Source organism: Nesterenkonia salmonea (genome assembly GCF_005771525.1).
Taxonomy (GTDB): Bacteria; Actinomycetota; Actinomycetes; order Actinomycetales; family Micrococcaceae; genus Nesterenkonia; species Nesterenkonia salmonea.
Map to the genome: position 1 here is coordinate 41,626 of NZ_VAVZ01000010.1, position 24,878 is coordinate 66,503.

Consider the following 24,878-nt stretch of genomic DNA (forward strand, 5'->3'; position numbering starts at 1 on the left):
CAGCACCCGGCGGCTCAAACAGTCGGGGCAGCCGCTGCAGGCGGCGGACCGATAGTCCGCAGCGCATGCCCTTGCTCGGTCACGGTTCGGGAATGCTCCCAGACTTGCCGCAGCGCCCAGAACTTCTTCCAATGCGCTCGGAGCCCCGAGGCCTGGGCCTGAACCGGGACCACCTCGGCCTCAGAGACTGCCACAGCGATCAGCAGGGGCAGCTCACCTTCGTCACCCCGGTGCGGCCATGGCTCCCACGTGCCAGAGGCCGCGTCAACCAGGACCTCTTCAGCTCGCATTCCCGCCACGAGCTGCATCACCACGGAGTCACGAACCGGTTTCGCCCGGCCGTCACGACCGAGGCCTTTCGTCTTGAAGTCAAGAATGCACGTCCTGCCGCCAATCTCAGCCAACAGATCCAGTGTGCCGGCGTAACCGACGGTGTGATTCCACACCGTGACCTCCGCGGCGAGTGGCTTGACCTGGTAGAGCTCCCACCACTCGTCGAAACGGTCAGCAAAGCGGGACTCCCCGTACTCGGACAGAACTGTTCGCGCGGCGTCGGGATCAGCGGCTTCCCCCAGGGTGTGCAGAGCCACCTGCTCAGCGTAGTGATGGACCCGATCTCCACGAGCTGCCGCAGCATCGCGGAATCTCTCTGCAGCAGAAGAAGCGTGGCGGGCCAGTTTCCGAAGGTCGCCGGGGGAACCTACCGAGCTGGTGAGACGTGCATCATTGATGAGTTCGGTCGCCGCCATATGACCAGACCAACCTGTCATGTCCTGCGACTCCTGGGCGATGACTGTGGTGATCGAAGGGACCATAGGTGGCTCGGACAGGGAGCGAGAGTACATTCGACCGAAGTCTGTAGCGTGGGCGAGCCTGGGATCCGTCATAGCTGTTCAGTCTGCCATGAGGCCCCGAAACCGTGGTGACGACGAGGCGATTGGACGGTCTGCCTCGGAGTGGGTTAGAGTTTCATGTCGTTGACCTGCCGGTTTCGGCAGTAAGACAAGCGGATGTAGCTCAGCTGGCTAGAGCATCACCTTGCCATGGTGAGGGTCGCGAGTTCGAATCTCGTCATCCGCTCGCGAGGGAAATAACCCAAGCAACCCCGGTGGGGTGGCCGAGTGGTGAGGCAGCGGCCTGCAAAGCCGTTAACGCGGGTTCGATTCCCGTCCCCACCTCGCACCGGTCCTACGGCCGGGCAGTACGCGTGATTGGCGCAGCGGTAGCGCGCTTCCCTGACACGGAAGAGGTCACTGGTTCGATCCCAGTATCACGCACAGCTGGCTTTGGTCAGCAACGCGGATGTAGCTCAGCTGGCTAGAGCATCACCTTGCCATGGTGAGGGTCGCGAGTTCGAATCTCGTCATCCGCTCGCGAGGGAAATAACCCAAGCAACCCCGGTGGGGTGGCCGAGTGGTGAGGCAGCGGCCTGCAAAGCCGTTAACGCGGGTTCGATTCCCGTCCCCACCTCGCACCGGTCCTACGGCCGGGCAGTACGCGTGATTGGCGCAGCGGTAGCGCGCTTCCCTGACACGGAAGAGGTCACTGGTTCGATCCCAGTATCACGCACAGCTGGCTTTGGTCAGCAACGCGGATGTAGCTCAGCTGGCTAGAGCATCACCTTGCCATGGTGAGGGTCGCGAGTTCGAATCTCGTCATCCGCTCAGAACGACACACATGACGCTCGGTTTCTTCGGATACCGGGCGTCATTGTTTTTGTGGCACCATAGATGCCACGTGCTTACGGGATCGGTGAAAGTCCGAACCGGCGGTGATAGTCCGCGACCCGGCGCCCACTGCGCCGGTTGAACCGATGAAATTCCGGTACCGACAGTTAGAGTCTGGATGGGAGTAGCACAGAAGGAGACTGTTCATTGGGCACTGCCCACCCGTCCTCCAGTGACGACACCATGCAGACCGCCCTGGAGGCCGCAATTCTAGGCCCCAGAGGCGCAAACCCACTTGTCGGGTCGGTACTCGTCGATGCCCACGGACGGATCCTCGCGACGGGTCACCACCGCGGAGCCGGCACCTACCATGCCGAACGTGACTGCCTCACAAGAGCTCTTGCAGCCGGAGTCACCGACTTTTCCTCCACAACGCTCTACACGACCTTAGAACCGTGTACGCACTACGGGCGTCAGCCAGCGTGCACGGACCTCATCTCTGATGCGGGAGTTCGTACCGTTCTCGTCGGAGCAAGAGACCCTTCGCCCAATGGTGGCGGCGTCGAAGTGTTGCGCACCAGAGGTACCGAGGTCGTCGACGGCATTCTCAGAGAGCAGTGCGAAAAACTCAACCATCGGTGGAATGAAGCGGCCGGACAGCAGCGCATTTTTGTCACCGTCCACCTCGCGCAGAGCATTGATGCGCGCATCGCAGCGGCCGATGGCACGAGCCAGTGGATCACCTCGGAGACGTCACGGGAACACACCCATATGATTCGCCAGCGAGTCGACGCCATCCTCGTAGGCACTAATACGGTCAGAACCGACGATCCGCGCCTTACAGCCCGCGATGAGCGTGGCGCGCTGACGCCAGCCCAGCCGTTGCGCGCGGTCATGGGGCTCAGCGACGTACCCGAGAAAGCCCAGCTCAAACAGGGCCGCCCCGAAGGTGAGGGGTGGATCCACCTGAGGACTCGGGACCCCTTGAAAGCGCTGAAGGATCTGGCCACCACCCAGCACAACGGTCACCCGGTCAAGCATGTGCTGGTTGAGGGCGGTCAGTCGGTGCTCTCCGCATTCTTCGCCGCTGACCTGGTGGACGAGATATTCCTCTACACAGCCCCACTGATTCTGGGGTCCGGCCGATCAAGCCTGGCCGATCTCGGCGTCACCACACTGACTGAAGCTCGCCGCTACACACTCGACGTCGCCGACGGCGGCCCCACCACCATTATGGACAACGATGTCTGCATCCACTTGCAGCCGGAGCCGAAAGGAGCGCGCTAAATGTTTACGGGCATCATCACCGGCATTGGCAGCGTTATCGACAGAACCCCTGACCCCACAAAGGGGGTGGAGCGGCTTGTCTTCTCCGCACCCGGCCACGTGGAGGGTCTGGCACTGGGCGGTTCCATCGCGGTCAATGGCGTGTGCGTCTCCGCGGTGGAGATCAGCGGTGACCGCCTCACGGCCGAGCTCATTCCCGAGACCTTGAAACGGACCACCTTCGGTGAACTCGCATCAGGGGACGCGGTGAATCTGGAGCGCTGCCTTCCCTCAGGGGCGCGGCTTGACGGCCATGTGGTCCAAGGGCATGTGGACGGTATCGGCACTCTCATCGAGCGAGACACCAACGACGGTCGGCACCGTTTTGCCATTCCAGCCGAACTGGCGGAGTTCGTCGCGGAGAAAGGCTCGATCGCCATCGACGGCGTATCCCTGACCGTCACAGCTGCCAGCACGGCCGGTCACGCTTCTGAACCCGACCCAGCGCAGGAGTCTCCATGGTTCGAGGTGGGACTCATCCCAGCTACCTTGGCGGACACTACGCTGGGACGCAAAGAACTGGGCAGCAATGTGAACCTCGAGGTGGATGTCCTGGCGAAGTACGTCCGCCGCATGCTGACCTTCGAGACCCACGCTGCAGGCTCAGCCGGCTCGGAGGACACTCCCTCTGAGGCGGGATCCCTTCCTTCGATACCGCAGCCAGCAACTCCGGCGCCGCTACTTGACCCTGTTGAGGTGGCCCTGAACCACCTCGCCGCCGGACGCCCCGTAGTCGTCGTCGACGACGCCGACAGGGAGAACGAAGGCGACCTCATCTTCCCCGCCTCGGCGGCAACGGCGGAGCTGATGGGTTTCACCATCAGGCACAGCTCCGGTGTGATCTGCGTGCCTATGACCGCAGAGCGGGCACGTCACCTTGATCTTCCCCCGATGGTCAGCAGCAATGAGGACCCCAAGGGAACCGCCTACACGGTCAGCTGCGACGCAAAATCCGTGGAGTCCACTGGTATCAGCGCCTACGATCGAGCGCTGACGGCGGCAGTGCTGGCCAGTTCGGAAACTGAGCCAGCCGATCTCACCCGGCCCGGCCACATGTTTCCGCTGATCGCCGACCCACGTGGTGTTCTCGGACGCGATGGCCACACTGAGGCCGCAGTGGATCTCTGCCGGCTCTCGGGGCAGTCGGAGGTAGGTGTCATCGCTGAACTGGTCCATGACGACGGTTCAATGATGCGGCTGCCTGCCCTACGCCAGTTCGCCGACACTCATGAGCTCGCCCTGATCAGCATCGCCGATCTCATTGAGTACCGAGGTGGAACGCCCCGCCCCGACGCCGTCCGGGAGTCGTACCTGACCTCCTGGGAAGCCCCCAAAGATGAGGCCTCCAAGCTCGTCAGCGGCGGACCTGTGGTGACTCTTCCCACAGACTTCGGAGTTTTCAACGCTCAGGTGTGGACCGAGCACACCACAGGTCATGAGCACCTGCTGCTTTCGGCCCAGAACCCTGATCCGGACCAGCCCCTGGTGCGCCTGCACTCAGAATGCGTCACAGGAGACGTCATCCACTCACACCGTTGCGACTGCGGCACACAGCTGGCCTCGGCCCTCGACACTGTTCACGAACTCGGCGGTCACCTGTTGTACCTCCGCGGGCACGAAGGGCGCGGCATCGGCCTGGCGAATAAGCTGCGCGCCTACAAGCTCCAGGAGAAAGGCGCCGACACAGTGGAGGCCAATGAGATGCTCGGTCTTGCCGCAGAGCTCAGAGACTTCACCGGGGCGGCAGCGATCCTGCACGCTGCGGGAATCAGCGACCTGCGGCTGCTCACCAACAATCCGACCAAAGTTGATGCGCTCGCTGCGACTGGTCTGACCGTGAAGCAGGTGCCCAGCAACGGGGTTGTTCACCCCGACAACGAACGTTACCTGCGCACTAAGCGCGACAAAATGGCCCATATGCTCGATCATCTTGCGCTCAATGAACAGAACGAATCCAAGAAACACACTGCGACGAAGGAGACCTCATGAGTGGAGCAGGAGCACTGAGCATCGATCCCCAAGAGATGCTGGAACTTCGTGAAACAGCCAAGGATCTCCGGATCGCCGTGATCTCCTCCCGGTGGCACACCCAGATTATGGATGGTTTGAGAGCCGGGGCCGACAGGTTCCTGACAGAAGTCGGGATTGAGCACGACGCCGTCACCAGGCTCGCTGCCCCCGGCAGCTTCGAACTGCCGGTGCTCGCCGCGCGGGCAGCACAGAGCCACCATGCCGTCGTCGCACTGGGTGTCGTGATTCGGGGCGGGACACCGCATTTCGACTACGTGTGTTCCGCAGCCACCGATGGCCTGGTCAAAGTATCGGTGGAGAGCACAACTCCCGTGGGATTCGGACTGCTGACCTGCGACGATGAGCAGCAGGCGCTTGATCGAGCAGGTCTTGAGGGATCTCGTGAGGACAAAGGCTACGAAGCCGCGCACGCAGCTGTGGCCACGGCTGTCCAGATCGGCACCATCGGCTGAAAGCTCAGAGTAAGCTGGAGGCGATGAAAACCTTTGACGAACTCTTCACCGAACTGTCCCGCAAGGCCGCCGAACGTCCTGAAGGTTCTGGCACCGTCGCTGCACTGGACGCAGGAGTCCATCAGATCGGCAAGAAAGTCGTCGAAGAGGCCGCTGAGGTCTGGATGGCTGCCGAATATGAGTCAGTTGATGCAGCCGCAGAAGAGATCTCCCAATTGCTTTACCATCTGCAGGTCATGATGCTCGCCAAGGGAATCAGCCCCCAAGACGTCTACCGCTACCTGTAAGAAAGGCCACTATGTCTGAGCTTTCCGCTGAGCCCACCTCCGTCCCCGGGCCACGGGACGGCCAGAGACTCCGTGTTGCGGTGCCCAATAAGGGCGCACTCTCTGAGGCGGCCATGTCCATGCTTTCCGAGGCAGGCTACCTGCAACGTCGCGACCGCAAAGAGCTGGTCATGGTGGATGAGGAGAACGGCATTGAGTTCTTCTACCTCCGACCACGCGATGTCGCCGTCTACGTCGGTTCGGGGATTCTCCACGTCGGGATCACTGGTCGTGACCTGTTTCAGGACGCGCGAGTAGATACTGGAGCCCAGGAGATCATGGGGCTTGGCTTCGGCCGCTCCACTTTCCGGCTGGCCGGGCCCAAGGGGCACTACAGTGTGGCCGCAGACCTCGCCGGCAAGCGCGTCGCCACCTCCTACGATGCCCTCCTGACCCATTGGTTCGCCTCCCAAGGGATCCCAGATGTTGAAGTTGTCCACCTTGACGGTGCCGTCGAATCTGCGGTCCGGCTCGGCGTCGCAGATGCCATTGCCGATGTCGTCGAAACCGGCAACACGCTCAAGGCTGCAGGGATGGAAACCTTCGGAGAGCCTGTGATGGTCTCAGAGGCCATCCTCATCTCCGGCAGGGGTTCCGACCAGGACGACGACACGGTCATTCAACGCGATACTGAGCGCCTGATCCGTCGACTGCAGGGCGTGCTGGTGGCTCGGCAGTACGTGATGATGGATTACGACATCCGTCGCTCCGATCTGGAGGCAGCCACCGCCATCACCCCAGGGCTGGAGTCACCCACGATCTCCCCGCTGGCAGACCCGGACTGGGTGGCGGTGCGTTCTATGGTTCCGGCCAAACGCACCAACCAGTTGATGGACCACCTGTATGAGCTCGGGGCCCGGGCTATCCTGGTCACCACCATTCACGCCTGCCGCGTCTGAACTGACCGAAGCAGCGCGCTCACCGTTGAAACAAGAAGGAGTGCCGTGTCACTGGCTGTACGGGTAATTCCCTGCTTAGATGTGGATGCTGGCAGGGTCGTCAAAGGTGTCAACTTTGAGAAGCTCCGTGACGCCGGTGACCCAGTCGAGCTCGCCCACCGGTACAACCTGGCCGGTGCCGATGAGTTGACCTTCCTCGACGTGACTGCATCCTCCTCTGACCGCGTGACCACCTACGATGTCGTCACCCAGACGGCCCAGGAGGTCTTCATTCCACTGACCGTCGGTGGGGGAGTGCGCAGCGTTGAGGACGTGGACCGACTCCTGAAGTCCGGGGCCGATAAGGCCTCCATCAACACTGCAGCTGTTGCCCGGCCAGCGGTGATCAATGAAATCGTGGCGCGTTTCGGCAACCAAGTGCTCGTTCTCTCCGCAGACGTTCGGCGCAGTCTGACCACTGATTCCGGGTTCGAAGTCACGACTCACGGGGGTCGAGAAGGCACCGGACTCGATGCCCTGGACTGGATTGCAGAGGCCTCCGAACGCGGTGTCGGGGAAATCCTGCTGAACAGCATCGATGCCGACGGCACCCAAGACGGGTTCGACATCGCCATGATCTCCGCGGCACGTGCGGTGACCTGGGTGCCACTCATCGCCTCCGGCGGTGCAGGAAAACCCGAACACTTCCCTGACGCCATCGACGCCGGGGCGGATGCCGTTCTAGCGGCCAGCATGTTCCACTTTGGTCCGGTGGACATGATCGCCCGGGTCAAGGATGCGCTGCGCCAGGCCGGACACAGCGTCCGATGAAGGAGAATCCCGATGACAACGCTTGAGAACGTGAAGTACAACGCCGACGGCCTCGTGCCCGCAATCGCCCAGGACACACAGACCGGGTCAGTGCTCATGATGGCGTGGATGAACGCCGAGGCGCTCAACGCCACACTGGAGACCCGGCGTGGCACCTACTGGTCCCGTTCGCGGGAGAAACTCTGGGTGAAGGGCGAGTCCTCCGGCCACATCCAGCACGTGAAGTCGGTGTCGCTGGACTGCGACGGCGACACCATACTCTTAGCGGTTGACCAGATCGGGCCAGCCTGCCACACAGGAGCCGAAACCTGCTTCACCGGAAGAGAGATCAGCTGATGCACGCCCTGGGTGCTGTTACCCCGACCAAGGACGAGTTTCTCCACCTGGCACGTCACCACCGCGTCATCCCAGTAACGATGAAACTCCTCGCGGACGCTCACACACCCCTGAGCATTTATCGCGCCCTCGCGGCTGATGAGCATGGTGCTGGCCAACCGGGAACGTTCTTGATGGAGTCTGCCGCGCCAGGAGCTGCATGGTCGCGGTACAGCTTCATCGGTGTCAGATCCCTGGCTACTTTGACGGAAAAGGATGGCCAGGCGCATTGGCTCGGTGACCCGCCTGCGGGGACCCCCACCACCGGGAGCACCGCAGAGGTGCTTCGCAAGACTTTGGACTTCTTGGGCAGCCGTGCGTTCGCCGAGGGGCTTCCCCACTTGACCAGCGGTCTGGTGGGCTACGTCGGCTGGGATGTGGTCCGTCAGTGGGAACGGCTTCCCCATCCACCTGCCGATGCTCTCGGTCTGCCGGATATGGCCATGAACCTGATCTCAGACGTGGCTGTCCACGACAACCGAGACGGCACGGTGACGTTAATTGCCAATGCCATCAACACCGATGGTCGCTCCTCCGGGGCAGAGCAGGCCTACGACGACGCCGCGGCGAGACTCAATTCGATGCGGGACGAGTTGGCTCGTCCGGTGGCTCCCGGCCTCTCAGCCGCTCAAGAGGACTGGACCGATGCGGTAGAGGATGACCTCCAGCACAAGGTCAAACACAGCTGGGACCAGAACGAGTACCTGGCCACGCTGAGCAAAGCCAAACAGGCCATCGTCGATGGGGACGTCTTCCAAATCGTGGTGTCCCGCCGCTTCGAAGTCGAGACCGATGTGGACGCCCTGGCCGTCTACCGCATGCTGCGCCTGCTGAACCCGAGCCCCTACATGTACCTGATGCACTTCCAGACGCCGGGGGGTCAGCCGTATCAGGTGGTCGGAGCCTCGCCAGAGGCACTCGTCACTATGGATGCCCAGCGCAATGTGGTCTCCCACCCAATTGCCGGGACTCGCCCGCGCGGGGCCACGCCAGCCGAGGACAGTACTCTTGCGGAAGATCTGCTCGCCGATCAGAAGGAACGCGCTGAGCACATTATGCTCGTCGACTTGGCGCGCAATGACCTGGCCAAAGTCTGCGTGCCCGGTTCCGTGGAAGTCACAAAGTTCATGGGAGTCGAGCACTTCAGCCATGTGATGCACCTGACCTCGCACGTTCAAGGAAAGGTGGCGGCGTCATCGTCACCCTATGATGTGCTGGCAGCGACCTTCCCAGCCGGCACACTCTCGGGGGCACCCAAACCCCGGGCGCTTCAGCTGCTCGACGAGTGGGAACCCACACGTCGCGGCATCTACGGAGGAGTGGTGGGGTACTTTGACATCTCCGGCCGAATGGACGCAGCCATCGCCATCCGCACCGCGGTGCTCACCGGGGGCCGTGCCTACGTCCAGTCCGGCGGGGGTATTGTGGCGGACTCTGATGATGAGACCGAACGGCAAGAAACGGTGAGCAAAGCCGCAGCGCCGCTGCGAGCAGTGTTGGCCGCGGCACGACTCATCCCGCTCCAAGAAGACGGGCCCTCGGGTACTGCGGCACTTCCCCACGGTGAGCGGGCTACCCCGGGCGTCGAAACTCCTACTGATAGGTTGCACCACTGATGGGCCATCTCGCGTTTATCTTCCAGCGGAAGAACACCATCCTCATCATCCAGGTGGGTGCGGTGCTTCTGCTGATCTCCACAGCCCTGACCTGGGTGACGGCGACGGGCCTGCCCGATACTGCAGCCGCCGACGAAGTGGCTCTGCTCGGTGGCGATATGTCACCGGCAGTCCGAGCCATGGGACTGGTCGGAGTGGCTGGTGGCGTGGCCGCCACCATTGCGCGCAAGTGGGTCCGCGGACTCATTGGAGCCGTTCTGCTCGGGGCGGGCGTGATCTCACTGACAGGTGCGGTGCTCACACTCATCGACCCCGCAGCAACGGCCGCCCCTGCGCTGTCAGAGTTCACCGGGACGACGGACCCTGCAGCAACATACGCTCCAGGGTTCGCGGTCTGGTTAGCCGTTCTCGGTTCAGTCATGCTCGTCATCAGTTCCCTGGGAATGCTGCTGTTTTCCCCCGGCTGGAGTGATGAGAAGGCAGCCAAGAAGTACTCCCGTGGACAGTCCCGCGCGGAAGACCCCGATGAAATTGACCTGTGGGACGATCTCTCCGATGGGGATGATCCCACCGATCGGCGCTGATCATGACGGCCGTGCAGACCGCCGACGGCCGATCTGGCAGAATAGGTCTAAAGGATTTCGACATCGTGTAGAGGAGTAGGTCTATGGCTGCCAACCAGGCGACAGCACAGGCTCAGAAGCCCGTTCGTGACGTGGAGCAGAAACCCACATCGGATGACGCGTACATCCATCATGATCACATCGGCCACGGTTCCACTCCCGCTGCGTGGGCACTCTCAGGAACGATCGTTCTGGGCAGCGTGATCGCTGGTGTGGGCTTCATCGGACTGGCCTGGTCGGACGCCTGGTGGATCGCCATCGCCATAGGTGCTGCCCTGATACCCGTGGCGCTCATACTTGGCGTGGTATTGAAGAAAGCCGGCTATGGCGTGGAAATGGACTCTGCGGCAGTTTTGAGTCGCGGGCAGGATCCACGGAACTACTCAGGTCCGGCGACACCGGACAACACGAGGGGCGGCGTCGAAAAGCGCCAGCCCGATGCCAGCACCAGCTGAAGCCGTACTGAATGACCACAGTCCTCGACTCAATCATTGAAGGAGTCCGCGAAGACCTGGAGGCGCGCGCCCGGCAAACCCCGCTGAGCGAGATGCAGGCACTAGCGGCGTCAGCGGACTCAGCTCTCGACGCCCACACCGCCCTGGAGGCCGGACGGGACGACCCTTCAGGTGTCCGGATCATCGCCGAAGTCAAACGTTCCTCCCCATCGAAGGGCGCCCTCGCGGAGATCCCGGACCCTGCGGCTTTGGCTGCTGCCTATCAATCCGGCGGTGCCAGTGTCATCTCGGTGCTGACAGAGTCTCGCCGCTTCGGAGGTTCCCTTTCCGATCTCGCGGCGGTCCGCGCGGGTGTGGACATTCCGGTGCTGCGCAAAGACTTCATGGTCGATGAGTACCAGTTCCATGAGGCGCGGGCCTATGGTGCCGACCTTGTGCTTCTCATTGTCGCCGCACTCGACGACCGTCAACTCCGAGATTTCCTCTCGCTGACTCATGAACTCGGAATGAACGCCCTCGTTGAAGCCCACACCGAAGAAGAGATTGAACGAGCAGTTACGGTGGGTTCGCGGATTGTCGGCGTCAATGTTCGTAACCTGAAGACACTCGACGTTGACCTCAACCACTACTCAGCGATGGCTCGTCACCTTCCGCACGACGTGGTGCGGGTCGCGGAGTCCGGAGTCAGTGGCCCCGACGGCGTCCTCGACTACGCTCGGCAGGGTGCTGACGCCGTATTGGTGGGCGAGGCTCTCGTGAAACATGGGGACCCGACCGCAGCTGTTAAGAGTTTCCGGTCTGCAAGCCTTTCTAAGGAGGCACAGTGAACACTCATTACCGCGATGCCGCGGGCCCCTATTTCGGTGACTACGGTGGTCGCTGGATGCCGGAGTCCCTCGTGGCCGCCCTCGACGAAGTCGCCGACACCTTCGCCAAAGCCAAGGCTGATCCAGAGTTTACGGAGGAATACTTCCGGCTCTGCCGGGAATACACCGGCCGACCCTCCCTGCTGACCGAAGCGAAGCGATTCGCAGCCGAGGCAGGGCATGCGCGAATCTTCCTCAAGCGCGAGGATCTGAACCACACCGGAAGTCACAAGATCAACAATGTCCTCGGGCAAGCACTCATTGCTCAACGATTGGGCAAGACCCGGCTCATCGCTGAAACAGGCGCTGGGCAGCACGGCGTTGCGACAGCTACGGCCGCAGCCCTTTTCGGAATGGACTGCGTCGTGTACATGGGCTCAGCTGACACTCGTCGCCAGGCGCTCAATGTGGCACGCATGCAACTGCTAGGCGCAGAGGTAATTCCCGTTGACCACGGGGCCCAGACCCTGAAGGACGCGATCAACGAGGCACTCAGGGACTGGGTCGCGAGCGTAGAGACCACCCACTACGTTCTCGGCACAGTCGCCGGGCCACATCCGTTCCCAGAAATGGTCCGCTGGTTCCACCAAGTCATCGGTGAGGAGGCTCGGGAGCAGATCATCACCCAGACCGGTAAGCTGCCGGAGGCCGTTGCCGCTTGTGTGGGAGGCGGGTCCAACGCAATAGGAATCTTCCACGGGTTCCTCGATGACCCCGAGGTCGGGCTCTACGGGTACGAAGCAGGAGGAGACGGGGTCGAGACAGGACGTCACGCCTCGGCCATCACATTGGGCCGCTCAGGCGTTCTCCACGGCGCTCGGAGTTACCTCATGCAGGATGAGGACGGCCAGACAGTAGACAGCCACTCCATCTCAGCAGGTCTCGACTACCCGTCCGTCGGCCCCCAACATGCGTACCTCAATGACCAGGGACGAGTGACCTATCAGCCGGTGACTGATGCCGACTGCATGTCAGCCTTCGAATCTCTCTGCAGAACTGAAGGCATCATCCCCGCCATCGAGTCAGCCCACGCATTGGCAGGAGCCGCACGACTCTCGGCTGAGTGGGGCTCTGAGGGTGAAGGCAAGGTGATCATCGTGAACCTGTCCGGTCGCGGTGATAAGGACGTTGCTACTGCTGCTGAATGGTTCGACCTTCTTCCCGACCAGGAAACTGACGTCGAATCAGCTGATGCCGAAGCACCAGAGGTAGGGATCCAAGCATGACCGCAGTAGTTCAGTCGAAGAGCGCGGCCGCGATTGACGCCGCTGCCGCCGAGGGTCGGGCGGCCTTCATCGGTTACTTGCCGGCCGGGTACCCGGACAAGGAAACCTCGATCCAAGCTGCGATCGCTCTGATCGAGAACGGCGCAGATATTCTCGAGGTCGGCATCCCGTACTCGGACCCGGTGATGGACGGCCCTGTCATCCAGCAGGCGACCACCGAGGTTCTCGCCCGCGGCTTCCGAATCAGCGAAGTGTTCGAGATTGTCCGGGCCGTCACAGAGGCCACTGGTGCTGCTGTGCTGGTCATGACCTACTACAACCTCATCGACCGGATGGGCGCAGATGAGTTCGCCCGCCGCCTGGCTGAGGCCGGGGGAGCAGGTGCCATCACCCCGGATCTGATTCCCGACGAGGCCGAGGACTGGCTGGCCGCAACCGACAAATACGGATTGGACCGCATCTTCCTCTCGGCACCCACCTCCGCCCCTGAACGGGCGCAGATGGTCGCAGAATCCTCCCGGGGGTTCGTCTACGGAGTGTCTATTATGGGCGTCACGGGAACCCGAGACTCCGTGTCCGACCTCGCCGAACAGGTCGTTGTCGCATCCAAAGCGGCTGGTGCCCGCAGGGTCTGCGTAGGGCTTGGAGTCTCTGCGCGCTCCCATGTGGAGGAGATCGGAAGCTACGCTGACGGTGTGATCGTCGGCACCGCACTCGTGGCAGCTCTGCGGGATGGCGGGCCTGACGCTGTGGGAGAGTTGGCTCGCCAGCTCTCTGGAAAGTCCTGATACGGTTCCATCTATGATGCTCTCTACTCTATCTTCTGGTGCCCAGACACTTACGGGCTTCCCCCCTCCGCCGATACGCGGTATCGACCTTCCCGGACCGTTCTTCATCGCCTTTTACACCCTGGTCATCATGATCGGAATTGTGATGGCCGTGGTAGTCGCCACCCGACTGTGGAAGTCCCGTGGAGGACAGAGCGACGACGTCTTCTCAGCGATGCTCTGGGCGGTTCTGATTGGAATTGTCGGAGCGCGCATCTATCACGTGGTCAGCTCACCTGATGCGTACTTTGGTCCTGATGGCGATCTCACGAGGATTCCCCAGCTCTGGCTGGGTGGGCTCTCCATCATTGGAGCGGTAATGGCCGGCTCATTCGCCGTCTGGTTCTTCTGCCGCAAGAACGGCATCAAATTCGGAGCATTTGCTGACGCGATTGTCCCCGGCGTCATACTGGCCCAAGCCATCGGCCGCTGGGGAAACTGGTTCAATCAGGAGCTGTTCGGACGTGCCACCGACCTCCCCTGGGGTTTGCGCATTGACACTGATCAGCAGCATCAGGGACTGACCGGGAGCCTCCCCGCATATGCCGCTGACGGCGGATTGTTTCACCCCACCTTTCTCTACGAATCACTCTGGAACCTACTTGGTTTCGTGGCCCTGATCCTGCTGTTCAAGCGCTTCCAGTTCCGCCAGGGCCTGATCGCATGGACCTACGTGGCGTACTATGCGCTGGGCCGCTTCTGGATCGAATCCATGCGAATCGATGAAGTCAACAAGTCCACCCAGTACCCGCTTCGGGACCTCCTGGGATTGGACTGGCGTCTGAACCAAATCGTCGCTTTCGTCATCTTTGTCGTGGCTATGGCTATTCTGGTATGGCTGTTCATCAAACGGCCCCAGACCGAAGCGGAGATCGCCGAACACGCCGAAATATACTCGCCCGACTCTCCACATCGCACCGGAGACATGGCTCTGGCCGGAAGCGCCGGTGGCGAAGCCGATGCAGAGAATGCGGCAGACCGCGCCCCCGATGAGAGCCCCGGTACGGGTCCACGGAGTGAAAACTGAGGACATTGACTTGCGCCTGCCCAAGCGCAGGCGCAAGATAGAACACCGACCACTCGAACGCTGAGTGAGCGCCGTACCTGCAGTCACGCACCCAATATGATGCAGGCGCACCCACAGTGCCCACCCATGGCACTGCATCAGGTCTGACGACGTTGTCACGCACCCCAGCGAACGCCCCCTGAAGATGCCGCTCCCTTGAGGAAGGAACACACGCCTGTGAGCCCGAATAAGGTGATCTCCCCTTACGAGCGATACGCCGCCTTCCCTGAAAAGGCCGGGTTGTACAACCCAGCCAAAGAACATGAGAACTGCGGTATGGCCGCCATCGCGACTCTGCGTGGCGAACCAGGTCATGACATCGTCGACTACGCGCTCCATGCGCTGCGCTGCGTCGAGCACCGCGGTGCCACCGGCGGAGACGTCGGCACCGGTGACGGTGCAGGAATTATCACTCAGATCCCTGACGAGTTCTTCCGCGCCGTCGTAGACATTGATCTTCCCGCCGCCGGCGAGTACGTGGCCGGAACGGCCTTCCTGCCCCAGGAGCAGGATGAGCGGGAAGAGACCATGGCGAACTTCGAGGAAATGGCCGGAGTCCAAGGGCTGAAAGTTCTCGGATGGCGCGATGTCCCAGTCGATGATTCCCTCATCGGAAGTCTGTCGCGTGAGGCCATGCCGTTCTTCAAGCAAGCCTTCCTCACTTTCGCTGATGAAGATTCCATCGAGTTCCAGGAATCCGCAGACGGCACGCTGGACCAGCGGGCATGGCGGCTTCGCAAACGCGCTCAGGTCCGCCTGGGCATCTACTTCGCTTCACTGTCATCGCGGACCATCACATATAAGGGCATGCTGACAACAGCTCAGCTTGAACCGTTCTACCCTGACCTGTCGGATGAGCGCTACAAGTCGACCCTGGGGATCGTTCACTCCCGCTTCTCCACCAATACGTTCCCCTCCTGGCCGCTGGCTCAGCCACTGCGGTACCTCGCCCATAACGGGGAGATCAACACTGTGGAGGGTAACCGCAACTGGATGCGTGCCCGGCAGGCCACCATGTCTGGTGCCGTTCTCGGTGACGATCCCGAGTATCTGTTCCCCATCTGCACACCGGGGGCATCAGACTCCACCAGCTTCGACGAAGCCGCTGAGCTGCTGATGCTTTCCGGAAGGCCGCTGTCGATGGCTATGCGGATGATGATCCCAGAGGCTTGGGAGAACCATGAGTCAATGGATCCCGATCTGCGAGCCTTCTACGAGTACCACTCCACGCTGATGGAGCCCTGGGACGGCCCAGCAGCAATCGCCTTCACCGACGGTGATCAGCTAGGCGCGGTGCTGGACCGCAACGGGCTGCGTCCTGCCCGGTGGTGGGTGACCGAAGACGGCCTGGTCGTGCTCTCCTCAGAGGTCGGCGTCGCTGAACTGGAACCCTCCACAGTGGTCCGCAAGGGACGTGTGGCCCCAGGGATGATGTTCCTCGCCGACACCAAAGAGGGTCGGATCATCGAAGATGAGGAAATCAAAGCTGATTTCGGATCCAAGCAGCCTTGGCGCGAATGGGTGGACGAAAACCGCATCACGCTGGAGGACTTGCCGGAGCGCCTGCACGTCAAACACCCCGCCGGTTCAGTGCGGCTGCGGCAGCAGACCTTCGGCTACACGCATGAGGAACTGAAGATCCTCATCGGACCCATGGCAGCTACGGGAGCCGAACCGCTAGGGGCGATGGGCACTGACACGCCGATCGCCGTTCTGGCTGAACGCCCTCGTCTTCTGTTCGACTATTTCGTACAGACCTTCGCTCAGGTGACCAACCCGCCGCTTGATGCAATTCGAGAAGAACTTGTCACGTCCCTCTCCCGCCACGTCGGCGCTGAGGGGAACCTCCTGGACACCGGCCAGGTGAAGTCCAAGCAGATCAAACTGGACTTCCCTGTGCTGACCAATGACCAGTTGGCGCGTATTGCCAATCACCGGAAGGAAGATGGAGCGAAGGCGGCCCTGCGTATCCGGGGGCTCTTCCGTGTGGGTTCCACAGAAGATGAGTTCCGCCAGCGCCTCCGCACTCTCTGTGAGCAGGTCTCTGCTGCGGTGAACCGAGGCGTCAGTTACATTGTGGTCTCCGACCGTGACTCCAACGCGCAGTGGGCGCCCATTCCGTCACTGCTGCTCGTCTCAGCCATTCACCACCACCTGCTGAAGTCAGCCAACCGGACCAAGGCGTCCCTGTTGGTGGAGGCGGGAGATGTCCGGGAGGTTCACCATGTGGCCTGCCTGATCGGCTATGGCGCCTCTGCTGTGAACCCCTACTTGGCGATTGAAACAGCCGAGGACATGGTCCGCCGTGGGGACATTACCATGGTCACCGAAGAGCAGGCGGTGTCGAACCTCATCAAGGCGCTGGGCAAAGGTCTGCTCAAGATCATGTCCAAAATGGGCATCTCCACCGTCAGTTCCTACTGCGGAGCACAGACCTTCGAAGCCGTCGGACTCGCACAGAACGTGGTGGACCAATATTTCTCCGGCACCGAATCGCTTATGGGCGGAGTCGGTGTGGATGTTCTCGCCAAAGAGTCGATGGCTCGGCACACCAAGGCCTACCCTCCGGCCGGAAACGGTCTGGGACGTGGCAACGAGTTGGAAGTCGGTGGGGAGTACCAGTGGCGGCGTGAAGGGCCTCCGCATCTGTTCAACCCAGAAACCGTCTTCAGGCTCCAACATGCCTCCCGCACCCGGCGGTACGACGTCTTCAAGCAGTACACCAAGGCAGTGGATGATCAGTCCAAGGCCCTGATGACACTCCGAGGGCTCTTCAAGCTCGAAAACGACCGGCCCGCTGTCCCGATCAGCGAGGTGGAACCTGTCTCGGAGATTGTCAAACGATTCCAGACCGGTGCAATGAGCTATGGGTCTATCTCCCAGGAAGCTCATGAGACGCTCGCGATCGCCATGAACCGGCTCGGAGGTCGGTCCAATACCGGTGAGGGCGGTGAACACCCGCAGCGGCTCATCGACCCCGAACGACGCAGTTCGATCAAACAGATCGCCTCTGGTCGTTTTGGCGTGACCAGCCAGTACCTGACCCACGCAGATGACCTGCAGATCAAGATGGCCCAGGGAGCCAAGCCCGGTGAGGGCGGACAGCTCATGGGTAAAAAGGTCTACCCCTGGGTGGCAGAAACCCGGCACTCCACCCCCGGCGTCTCTCTGGTCTCACCGCCCCCGCATCACGACATCTACTCCATCGAAGACCTCAAGCAGCTCATCTACGACCTGAAGCGTGCAAACACAGGTGCTCGAGTTCATGTGAAGCTCGTATCCCTGCACGGGGTCGGGACTGTGGCCGCTGGAGTCGCCAAGGCCTCAGCCGACGTCGTGCTCATCTCCGGTCACGACGGTGGTACTGGCGCTTCACCGCTGAACTCCCTCAAACATGCAGGAACTCCGTGGGAGCTCGGGCTGGCTGAGGCCCAGCAGACGCTCATGCTCAACGGACTGCGCCAGCGCATCACGGTGCAGGTCGACGGCCAGCTCAAGACTGGCCGAGATGTGGTGATTGCCGCCCTACTGGGCGCAGAGGAGTACGGATTCGCCACGAGTGCTTTAGTCGTCTCCGGCTGCATCATGATGCGTGTGTGCCATTTGGACACTTGCCCCGTAGGTGTTGCCACACAGAACCCGACCCTGCGTGAGCGGTACACCGGCAAGGCCGACCATGTGGTGAACTTCTTTGAGTTCGTCGCCCAAGAGGTCCGCGAGTATCTCGCGGAGCTGGGTTTCCGGACAATGGATGAGGCGATTGGGCACATCACATCGCTCAACATCGAAGACGCTAAACGCCATTGGAAGACCGAGGGTCTGGACCTGAGCAAGGTGCTCTCAGGCTGGGATCCCGAAGACCCCGAGGTGGCCCGCCAACTGCGACGGACCACCACCCAGGACCATGAGCTGGAAAAGCACTTCGATGTGGATGTGATCGAGCAGTCTCAGCGGGCCATCCACCACGGTGAGTCCGTCAGTATTGAAAAGCCTGTGGTGAACACTGACCGTGCTGTGGGCACCATGCTCGGTCATGAGGTCACCAAAGCCCTGGGACTCTCCACCCTGGAGAACAACACCATCGACATCAAACTCTCCGGCCAAGCAGGCCAGTCCCTCGGCGCGTTCCTTCCGCACGGCATCACCATCCGCCTGTCCGGAGATGCGAACGACTACGTCGGCAAGGGCCTCTCCGGTGGGCGAGTCATCGTCGCTCCCGATCCGGAAGCGCCGTTCGAAGCTGCCGACAACGTGATCGCCGGTAACGTCATCGGCTACGGGGCCACAGCGGGGGAGCTCTTCCTCTCAGGACAGGTCGGTGAGCGGTTCCTGGTGCGCAACTCCGGAGCAACCGCGGTGGCCGAAGGCGTCGGAGACCACGGCTGTGAGTACATGACCGGCGGGCAGACACTCATTCTCGGACCCGTGGGACGCAACTTCGGTGCAGGTATGTCCGGCGGCACCGCGTACGTGCTCGACTTCGACCAGATTCAGCTGAACACCCAGGCGGCAGCCAACGGAGAGCTGCTTCTGCTGAGCCCCGATGAGGAGGACAAGCAGATCATCCTCGACCTACTGCGCCGCCATCAGGAGGAGACCGATTCTCCCTTGGCGGCTCGGCTTCTTGAAGACCCCCAAGGAGTCCTCGAACGGATCACCAAGATCCTGCCGCGCGACTTCGACCGGGTGCTGACTGCCCGCAGTGCGGCTCTCGATGAGGGCCTTGACCCTGACGGCGACGCCGCATGGCAGAAAATTTTGGAGGTGACCAATGGCTGATCCGCGCGGATTTCTCAAACACCGGGAACGACAGGACAGGCCATCCCGCCCGGTTCCAGTGCGCATCATGGACTTCAAAGAAGTCAAAGAGCGTCAAGACCGTGGGGTGACCCAAACCCAGGCGGGACGCTGCATGGACTGCGGCATCCCGTTCTGCCACACCGGCTGCCCGCTGGGTAACCTCATTCCCGAGTGGAACGATCTGGTCTGGAGAGACCAGTGGGAAGAGGCCTCCAACCGGCTGCATATGACCAACAACTTTCCCGAATTCACCGGACGCATCTGCCCTGCGCCATGTGAGACGTCCTGCGTGCTGGGCATCAACCAGCCGGCGGTCACCATCAAGCAGTCTGAGGCGGAAATCGCGGATGAAGCTCTGGAGAAGGGCTATGTGGAACCGGTGCCTCCGAACCGGCTCACCGGCAAGACCGTAGCCGTGGTCGGATCGGGGCCCGCAGGCCTGGCCGCTGCTCAGCAGCTGACTCGCGCCGGTCACACCGTCGCGGTCTACGAGCGTGATGATCGTCTCGGTGGTCTTATGCGGTACGGGATTCCGGACTTCAAGATGGAGAAGGACCTGGTCGATTTCCGCATCACACAGATGGAGGCCGAAGGAACACGGTTCTACCCCTCCACCGATATCGGAACGGATATCACCTGGGATGGGCTCAGAGACTCCTACGACGCCGTGATCGTCGCTACCGGAGCCATGGTCCCGCGTGACCTGCCAATACCAGGACGCGGCCTCAGCGGCATCCACTTCGCCATGGACTACCTGGTGCAGTCCAACCGGACAGTCGCCGGCGATGGAGTGTCCGACCAGATCCACGCCAAAGACAAGCACGTGGTCATTCTCGGCGGCGGTGACACCGGCGCGGACTGCATCGGCACCGCACACCGTCACCAAGCCAAGTCGGTCACCACGCTTGCGATCGGCAAGGAGCTTCCCCGCGAACGGCCTGAGCACGAGCCATGGCCGATGGACCCCCGTGTGTTCGAGGTCTCCAGTGCCCATGAAGAAGGCGGAGAGATCAAATGGCTGGCGTCCACCGTGGAGTTCTTGGGAGATGAGAACGGTCACATCCGCGCCCTGCGAGGCGCAGAGACGCAGTACAACGACGACGGCACCCGCACACCGAAGCCCGGCACAGAGTGGGAGATACCCGCTGATCTGGTGCTTCTCGCCCTGGGCTTCACCGGTGCCGAGCCGGAGACACTGACTGACCAGTTGGGAATCGAGTTCGCACCACGGGGCACTGTCCAACGTGCTGAGGACTACCAGACCAATGTGGAAGGCATCTACACCATCGGCGATGCCGGTCGTGGAGCCTCTTTGGTTGTCTGGGCTATTGCCGAGGGCCGTGCAGCCGCCGCCAAGGTCGACGAGTACCTAGAAGGCAGCACACGGCTGCCAGCTCCGGTGGCGCCCAGCGACCGGGCCATCTCTTTGGCTCCCTGACCCCGTTTCGCCGTTCTCCCGGCAGTCATTCTGCGATAGGCTCGCAGACAGATCCGGCCCAATGTCGTGCCATAATCCATACCGCTCGACAACCAGTAAAGGTGAGGCATGAGACACGCCAAAATCGTCGCCACATTCGGACCAGCAACAGCAGGATATGACAAGACTCGGGAGCTCATTGAGGCCGGCGTGGACGTCGTCCGCGTCAATATGAGCCACGGTGACTACGATGTCAACGAGTCGACCTACAGCACTGTGCGAGAGGTCGCTAAGGACCTCCGTCAGGCAGTGGCCGTCTTCGCCGATCTCCAGGGTCCCAAGATCCGGCTGGGACGCTTCATAGCAGGGCCACACCAGTTGGATGTGGGGGAGCGCTTCACCATCACCACCCGCGATGTGGAGGGCACGGCAGATATTTGCTCCACCACTCTGAAGACGCTCCCGCAGGACGTCAACGTTGGGGACACGCTGCTGATCGACGACGGCAAAGTCAGCCTCCGCGCGCTGGAAGTCACAGACACAGATGTGGTCACCGAAGTCGTCGTCCCCGGAGCCGTCTCCAACAACAAGGGAATCAACCTCCCCGGGGTTGCAGTCTCAGTCCCGGCACTGAGCGAGAAGGATGAGGCTGATCTTCGCTGGGCACTGCGTACCGGCTTCGACATGATCGCCCTGTCATTCGTTCGCGATGCGGCAGATATTGAAGCAGTCCACCGGATTATGGATGAAGAGGGCCGCCGCGTCCCCATCATCGCGAAGATCGAAAAACCCCAGGCTGTGGACGCCCTCCAAGATGTGATCGATGCTTTTGACGCCGTCATGGTGGCACGCGGAGACCTCGGCGTAGAACTGCCCCTGGAAGAAGTCCCCCTCGTCCAGAAGCGCGCTGTGGAGCTCGCCCGGCGCTGGGCCAAGCCTGTCATTGTCGCCACGCAGGTGCTGGAGTCGATGATCGACAATCCCCGCCCCACCCGCGCTGAAGCATCCGACTGTGCCAATGCGGTCTTGGACGGTGCCGACGCCGTGATGCTCTCCGGAGAGACATCAGTGGGCAAATTCCCCGTCCAGACAGTCAAGATGATGGCCTCAATCATCCAAGCCACCGAGGTCAAAGGGCTTGAACGAATCCCGCAGCTCGGAACCAAGCCGCGGACCCGTGGCGGCGCCATCACGAGGGCTGCCAATGAAATTGCTGAGCAGCTCGACGTGCCGTATCTGGCGACTTTCACCCGCTCCGGCGACTCTGCGCGGCGACTGTCCCGTCTGCGCCCCAAACAGCCGATCTTCGCGTTCACCCACGTGGAGCACACCCACAACACGCTGTGCTTGTCCTGGGGTGTTCAGCCACGCTGGGTGGAGTTCGCCTCGCATACGGACAGGATGACTGCGCAAGTGGAGAAACTGCTGTTGGAAGAAGGCGTGGCCGCTGCAGGCGACCTGGTCGTCATCGCAGCCGGCTCACCTCCAGGACAAGCAGGTACCACCAATATGGTCAAAGTGCACCGGATCGGCGACCTGCCCGACGGAGGACTCAGCGTGGAAGCCCTGCGTCGCGGAGATGATCCGCCGACCAAGGAACCCGTTGGCCCATGGCCTTCGGCAAGCGCATCCAGTGCCGCCTCAGCGCACAGCGCGTTCTGAGGGGGAGGCTGATTCGCAGAGCCGGTTAGCGCATCTGCACACAGGGTCGTGAGGAGCCAAATTCTCTTCACGTCCTGTGGCAGGTATTGTTAACGGGCTTGCCCGCGTGGCGGAATGGTAGACGCACCGCACTCAAAATGCGGCGATCGAAAGATCGTGTGAGTTCGAGTCTCACCGCGGGCACTTTTGGTACAGCATGTCGTAGCAGCAGACCATCGATACGAGGGGTCGGGCGGGTGACATCCACGAGCAGAGCGCGGTTCCCAACCCTGAGCGTGGGCCAGTGAGCACCGCCGCCGGAGATCTGGCAAACGATGTCTTCATTGTCAGCCGCGATCACCAAGGGCCAGTTCTGCGGATAGAGGCCGTGGTTGCGGCCGCTGTAGCCGGAAAATGGTACGAACGAGTTGTGCTTCAACAGCACAACGGTGACGCTGTTGCCACATGCACATGTGATGATTCGCCCCCAGGGCCTGGGGCTGAATGCATCCATGCGGAGGCCACTCTGATCTCCTCCGGCCTTGTGCTTCCCCCGCTGGGACCAGGGCACCGGCGCGCCGAGGAAGCGCCCCAAGTGGAGATCGGAACATCCACTCACCACGGCGACTGGTTCGATCTGCACATCACCGTCAGTATTGAGGGCGAAGACGTCGACTTCGAAGCCCTCTTCGCCGCATTGGTGCGCGATGAACCTATGTTCGTCCTGCCCTCAGGGACCTGGTTCCCCCTTGATTCTGCTGAACTGAACCAGCTGCGCGGCATCATTGAGGAGGCACGAGACCTCAACGACCCGCGGGCGCCGCTGCGCATCAACCGCTATCAGGTCAACCTCTGGGAAGAACTAGCCGAGCTGGACGTGGTCTCTGCGCAGCAGGACCGCTGGTGGCAGGCCGTACTCCGGCTCACCGATGAAGACCAGATGGAAGAGCTGCCTGTGCCGCGTGGCCTGCAGGCCACGATGCGCCAGTACCAACGTTTCGGCTACAGCTGGTTGAGCTTCCTCTACGACCATGGGCTCGGCGGCATCCTCGCTGACGAGATGGGGCTCGGTAAGACACTGCAGACACTGGCGCTGATCCAGCGAGTGCATGAATCAACCCCGGATGCCCCTCCATTTCTCATCGTGGCTCCCACCTCCGTGATGTCCAACTGGAAGGCTGAGGCCACTACGTTCACACCCGAACTGCATGTGACCATGATCAGCGCCACCGAGACCAGACGGGGCACAGAGCTGGCTGCCGCGGTCGAAGGGGCTGATGTGGTCGTGGTCTCCTACGCCCTGTTCAGACTCGAGTTCGAGGAGTATGACGCGCTCCAGTGGTGCGGGCTAGTCCTGGACGAGGCTCAGATGATCAAGAACCATACGTCTCGCGGATACCGAGCAGCGCAGAAGCTGCGCACCCCATTCAAGCTCGTCGTCACCGGCACGCCCATGGAGAACAATCTGCAGGAGCTTTGGTCGTTAACATCCATCGCATGTCCCGGGCTCCTGGGAGGACGCAAAGAGTTCGCCCGAGTGTTTCGCGACCCTATTGAAAAGGAACGTGACGCAGAACAGCTGGCACGCTTACGACGCCGCCTGAAGCCGTTTCTGCTCCGCCGCACCAAAGACCGGGTGGCCGCAGAGCTCCCCGCGAAACACGAGCAGGTGCTGGAGCTGGAGTTGGACAGCGAGCACCGTCGGCTCTACGACCGTCGGCTTCAGCGCGAACGATTCAAAGTGCTGGGGCTGGTGGACGATATGAAAGCCAACCGCTTTGAGATTTTCCGCTCACTCACCCTACTGAGGCAGTTGGCGCTTGATGCGGAACTTGTTGAGGAAGGATCTGCTCCCTCGGCTAAATTGAGTGCTCTAGAAACCCTCCTCAACGAGGCTGTGGGGGAGAGGCACCAGGTATTGGTGCTCAGCCAGTTCACGCGTTTCTTGGGCAAAGCGCGCCAGGTGGCGTCGTCGTCGGGGATCACCAGTGCCTACCTGGACGGGTCGACCACCGACCGCGCCGCAGCTATAGAGCAGTTCCGCTCCGGGGAAGCCCCGGTGTTCTTCGTATCGTTGAAGGCAGGAGGATTCGGGTTGAACCTGGTGGAAGCCGACTATGTGGTCCTTTTGGACCCTTGGTGGAATCCAGCAGCTGAAGAGCAGGCTATTGACCGAGCGCACCGGATCGGCCAGACCCGCAGCGTCATGGTGTACCGTCTGGTCTCCAAGAACACGATCGAGGCAAAAGTCATGGACCTGAAGAAGTCCAAGCTCGACCTGTTCAACCGGGTACTCGACGGTTCAGGACCCGCAGACCTGGGACAGCTGACGGCCGAGGACATTCGCGCCATCATCAGCTAGGTACCGCTGCGGTGGTGACGGTAGGATCGGTGCGAATGTAATCATCAGGCGGTGTGAGAAAACGCCGTCGCAACTCGCGACCGTGATCGAGGA

19 protein-coding genes, 8 tRNA genes and 1 riboswitch are annotated in these 24,878 nt (G+C 61.7%); of the genes, 26 read left to right on the forward strand and 1 reads right to left on the reverse strand.

Annotated elements, in window-relative coordinates:
- Positions 1 to 14 precede the first annotated feature (14 nt).
- Positions 15 to 887: a cytochrome gene (locus FEF26_RS05170; RefSeq protein WP_138252482.1), complete on the reverse strand. Its 873-nt coding sequence runs from the start codon at positions 885 to 887 to the stop codon at positions 15 to 17.
- A gap of 119 nt (positions 888 to 1,006) precedes the next feature.
- Between FEF26_RS05170 and FEF26_RS05175 the strand changes: the two genes are divergently transcribed.
- From FEF26_RS05175 to FEF26_RS05300, 26 genes are all read left to right on the forward strand, one after another.
- Positions 1,007 to 1,080 (forward strand) — tRNA-Gly (locus FEF26_RS05175).
- Positions 1,081 to 1,107: 27 nt separating this feature from the next.
- A tRNA-Cys gene (locus tag FEF26_RS05180) sits at positions 1,108 to 1,178 on the forward strand.
- Between the two features lie 27 nt (positions 1,179 to 1,205).
- A tRNA-Val gene (locus FEF26_RS05185) sits at positions 1,206 to 1,277 on the forward strand.
- 21 nt (positions 1,278 to 1,298) lie between these two features.
- Positions 1,299 to 1,372 (forward strand) — tRNA-Gly (locus tag FEF26_RS05190).
- 27 nt (positions 1,373 to 1,399) lie between these two features.
- A tRNA-Cys gene (locus tag FEF26_RS05195) sits at positions 1,400 to 1,470 on the forward strand.
- 27 nt (positions 1,471 to 1,497) lie between these two features.
- Positions 1,498 to 1,569 (forward strand) — tRNA-Val (locus FEF26_RS05200).
- A gap of 21 nt (positions 1,570 to 1,590) precedes the next feature.
- A tRNA-Gly gene (locus FEF26_RS05205) sits at positions 1,591 to 1,664 on the forward strand.
- Positions 1,665 to 1,735: 71 nt separating this feature from the next.
- A riboswitch (FMN riboswitch) is annotated at positions 1,736 to 1,860 on the forward strand.
- 14 nt (positions 1,861 to 1,874) lie between these two features.
- Positions 1,875 to 2,954 (forward strand): bifunctional diaminohydroxyphosphoribosylaminopyrimidine deaminase/5-amino-6-(5-phosphoribosylamino)uracil reductase RibD, encoded by a 1,080-nt coding sequence (ribD, locus tag FEF26_RS05210; protein ID WP_243730426.1) that lies wholly within the window; start codon positions 1,875 to 1,877, stop codon positions 2,952 to 2,954.
- Positions 2,955 to 4,982: a 3,4-dihydroxy-2-butanone-4-phosphate synthase gene (gene ribB, locus FEF26_RS16310; protein ID WP_138252483.1), complete on the forward strand. Its 2,028-nt coding sequence runs from the start codon at positions 2,955 to 2,957 to the stop codon at positions 4,980 to 4,982.
- On the forward strand, positions 4,979 to 5,476 hold the full coding sequence (gene ribH, locus FEF26_RS05220; protein WP_138252484.1) for a 6,7-dimethyl-8-ribityllumazine synthase: 498 nt from the start codon (positions 4,979 to 4,981) through the stop codon (positions 5,474 to 5,476). The genes ribB and ribH overlap by 4 nt, the downstream gene beginning before the upstream one ends.
- 23 nt (positions 5,477 to 5,499) lie before the next feature.
- The gene (locus FEF26_RS05225) at positions 5,500 to 5,763 is read left to right on the forward strand and encodes a phosphoribosyl-ATP diphosphatase (protein ID WP_138252485.1); all 264 of its coding nucleotides are present in this window, start codon (positions 5,500 to 5,502) and stop codon (positions 5,761 to 5,763) included.
- Between the two features lie 11 nt (positions 5,764 to 5,774).
- Complete coding sequence (gene hisG / locus FEF26_RS05230) at positions 5,775 to 6,701, forward strand: ATP phosphoribosyltransferase (protein ID WP_138252486.1); 927 nt, start codon at positions 5,775 to 5,777, stop codon at positions 6,699 to 6,701.
- A gap of 45 nt (positions 6,702 to 6,746) precedes the next feature.
- Positions 6,747 to 7,511, forward strand: a complete 765-nt coding sequence (gene hisF / locus FEF26_RS05235; protein WP_138252487.1) for an imidazole glycerol phosphate synthase subunit HisF — start codon at positions 6,747 to 6,749, stop codon at positions 7,509 to 7,511.
- A 12-nt stretch (positions 7,512 to 7,523) separates the two neighbouring features.
- Positions 7,524 to 7,847 carry a phosphoribosyl-AMP cyclohydrolase gene (gene hisI / locus FEF26_RS05240; protein ID WP_138252488.1) on the forward strand — a complete coding sequence of 108 codons (324 nt, stop codon included), beginning with the start codon at positions 7,524 to 7,526 and terminating at the stop codon, positions 7,845 to 7,847.
- Entirely contained in the window at positions 7,847 to 9,502 is a 1,656-nt protein-coding gene (locus FEF26_RS05245; RefSeq protein ID WP_138252489.1) for an anthranilate synthase component I, read from the forward strand. Before hisI ends, FEF26_RS05245 begins: the two co-directional genes overlap by 1 nt.
- Positions 9,502 to 10,086 (forward strand): Trp biosynthesis-associated membrane protein, encoded by a 585-nt coding sequence (locus tag FEF26_RS05250; RefSeq protein ID WP_138252490.1) that lies wholly within the window; start codon positions 9,502 to 9,504, stop codon positions 10,084 to 10,086. Before FEF26_RS05245 ends, FEF26_RS05250 begins: the two co-directional genes overlap by 1 nt.
- A gap of 83 nt (positions 10,087 to 10,169) precedes the next feature.
- Positions 10,170 to 10,580, forward strand: a complete 411-nt coding sequence (locus FEF26_RS05255) for an HGxxPAAW family protein (RefSeq protein WP_138252491.1) — start codon at positions 10,170 to 10,172, stop codon at positions 10,578 to 10,580.
- Between the two features lie 11 nt (positions 10,581 to 10,591).
- On the forward strand, positions 10,592 to 11,407 hold the full coding sequence (trpC, locus tag FEF26_RS05260; protein ID WP_138252492.1) for an indole-3-glycerol phosphate synthase TrpC: 816 nt from the start codon (positions 10,592 to 10,594) through the stop codon (positions 11,405 to 11,407).
- A gap of 56 nt (positions 11,408 to 11,463) precedes the next feature.
- Positions 11,464 to 12,672, forward strand: coding sequence for a tryptophan synthase subunit beta (gene trpB / locus FEF26_RS05265; protein WP_138252516.1), 1,209 nt, complete (start codon positions 11,464 to 11,466; stop codon positions 12,670 to 12,672).
- Complete coding sequence (trpA, locus tag FEF26_RS05270) at positions 12,669 to 13,460, forward strand: tryptophan synthase subunit alpha (protein ID WP_138252493.1); 792 nt, start codon at positions 12,669 to 12,671, stop codon at positions 13,458 to 13,460. The genes trpB and trpA overlap by 4 nt, the downstream gene beginning before the upstream one ends.
- Before the next feature lie 13 nt (positions 13,461 to 13,473).
- Positions 13,474 to 14,526, forward strand: a complete 1,053-nt coding sequence (lgt, locus tag FEF26_RS05275; RefSeq protein ID WP_166432923.1) for a prolipoprotein diacylglyceryl transferase — start codon at positions 13,474 to 13,476, stop codon at positions 14,524 to 14,526.
- Positions 14,527 to 14,742: 216 nt separating this feature from the next.
- Entirely contained in the window at positions 14,743 to 19,344 is a 4,602-nt protein-coding gene (gene gltB, locus FEF26_RS05280) for a glutamate synthase large subunit (RefSeq protein WP_243730427.1), read from the forward strand.
- The gene (locus tag FEF26_RS05285; protein ID WP_138252495.1) at positions 19,337 to 20,803 is read left to right on the forward strand and encodes a glutamate synthase subunit beta; all 1,467 of its coding nucleotides are present in this window, start codon (positions 19,337 to 19,339) and stop codon (positions 20,801 to 20,803) included. Before gltB ends, FEF26_RS05285 begins: the two co-directional genes overlap by 8 nt.
- Positions 20,804 to 20,911: 108 nt before the next feature.
- On the forward strand, positions 20,912 to 22,444 hold the full coding sequence (gene pyk, locus FEF26_RS05290; RefSeq protein WP_138252496.1) for a pyruvate kinase: 1,533 nt from the start codon (positions 20,912 to 20,914) through the stop codon (positions 22,442 to 22,444).
- A 100-nt stretch (positions 22,445 to 22,544) separates the two neighbouring features.
- Positions 22,545 to 22,627, forward strand: a tRNA-Leu gene (locus FEF26_RS05295).
- 100 nt (positions 22,628 to 22,727) lie between these two features.
- A complete protein-coding gene (locus tag FEF26_RS05300) occupies positions 22,728 to 24,785 on the forward strand; it encodes a DEAD/DEAH box helicase (protein WP_208012845.1) in 2,058 nt (685 codons plus the stop codon).
- Positions 24,786 to 24,878: the final 93 nt, after the last annotated feature.

Coding starts and splice junctions, on each gene's coding strand:
- FEF26_RS05170 (WP_138252482.1), bottom strand. CDS start 887: ATGACGGATCCCAGGCTCGCCCACGCTACAGACTTCGGTCGAATGTAC.
- ribB (WP_138252483.1), top strand. CDS start 2,955: ATGTTTACGGGCATCATCACCGGCATTGGCAGCGTTATCGACAGAACC.
- ribH (WP_138252484.1), top strand. CDS start 4,979: ATGAGTGGAGCAGGAGCACTGAGCATCGATCCCCAAGAGATGCTGGAA.
- FEF26_RS05225 (WP_138252485.1), top strand. CDS start 5,500: ATGAAAACCTTTGACGAACTCTTCACCGAACTGTCCCGCAAGGCCGCC.
- hisG (WP_138252486.1), top strand. CDS start 5,775: ATGTCTGAGCTTTCCGCTGAGCCCACCTCCGTCCCCGGGCCACGGGAC.
- hisI (WP_138252488.1), top strand. CDS start 7,524: ATGACAACGCTTGAGAACGTGAAGTACAACGCCGACGGCCTCGTGCCC.
- FEF26_RS05245 (WP_138252489.1), top strand. CDS start 7,847: ATGCACGCCCTGGGTGCTGTTACCCCGACCAAGGACGAGTTTCTCCAC.
- FEF26_RS05250 (WP_138252490.1), top strand. CDS start 9,502: ATGGGCCATCTCGCGTTTATCTTCCAGCGGAAGAACACCATCCTCATC.
- FEF26_RS05255 (WP_138252491.1), top strand. CDS start 10,170: ATGGCTGCCAACCAGGCGACAGCACAGGCTCAGAAGCCCGTTCGTGAC.
- trpC (WP_138252492.1), top strand. CDS start 10,592: ATGACCACAGTCCTCGACTCAATCATTGAAGGAGTCCGCGAAGACCTG.
- trpB (WP_138252516.1), top strand. CDS start 11,464: ATGCCGGAGTCCCTCGTGGCCGCCCTCGACGAAGTCGCCGACACCTTC.
- trpA (WP_138252493.1), top strand. CDS start 12,669: ATGACCGCAGTAGTTCAGTCGAAGAGCGCGGCCGCGATTGACGCCGCT.
- lgt (WP_166432923.1), top strand. CDS start 13,474: ATGATGCTCTCTACTCTATCTTCTGGTGCCCAGACACTTACGGGCTTC.
- FEF26_RS05285 (WP_138252495.1), top strand. CDS start 19,337: ATGGCTGATCCGCGCGGATTTCTCAAACACCGGGAACGACAGGACAGG.
- pyk (WP_138252496.1), top strand. CDS start 20,912: ATGAGACACGCCAAAATCGTCGCCACATTCGGACCAGCAACAGCAGGA.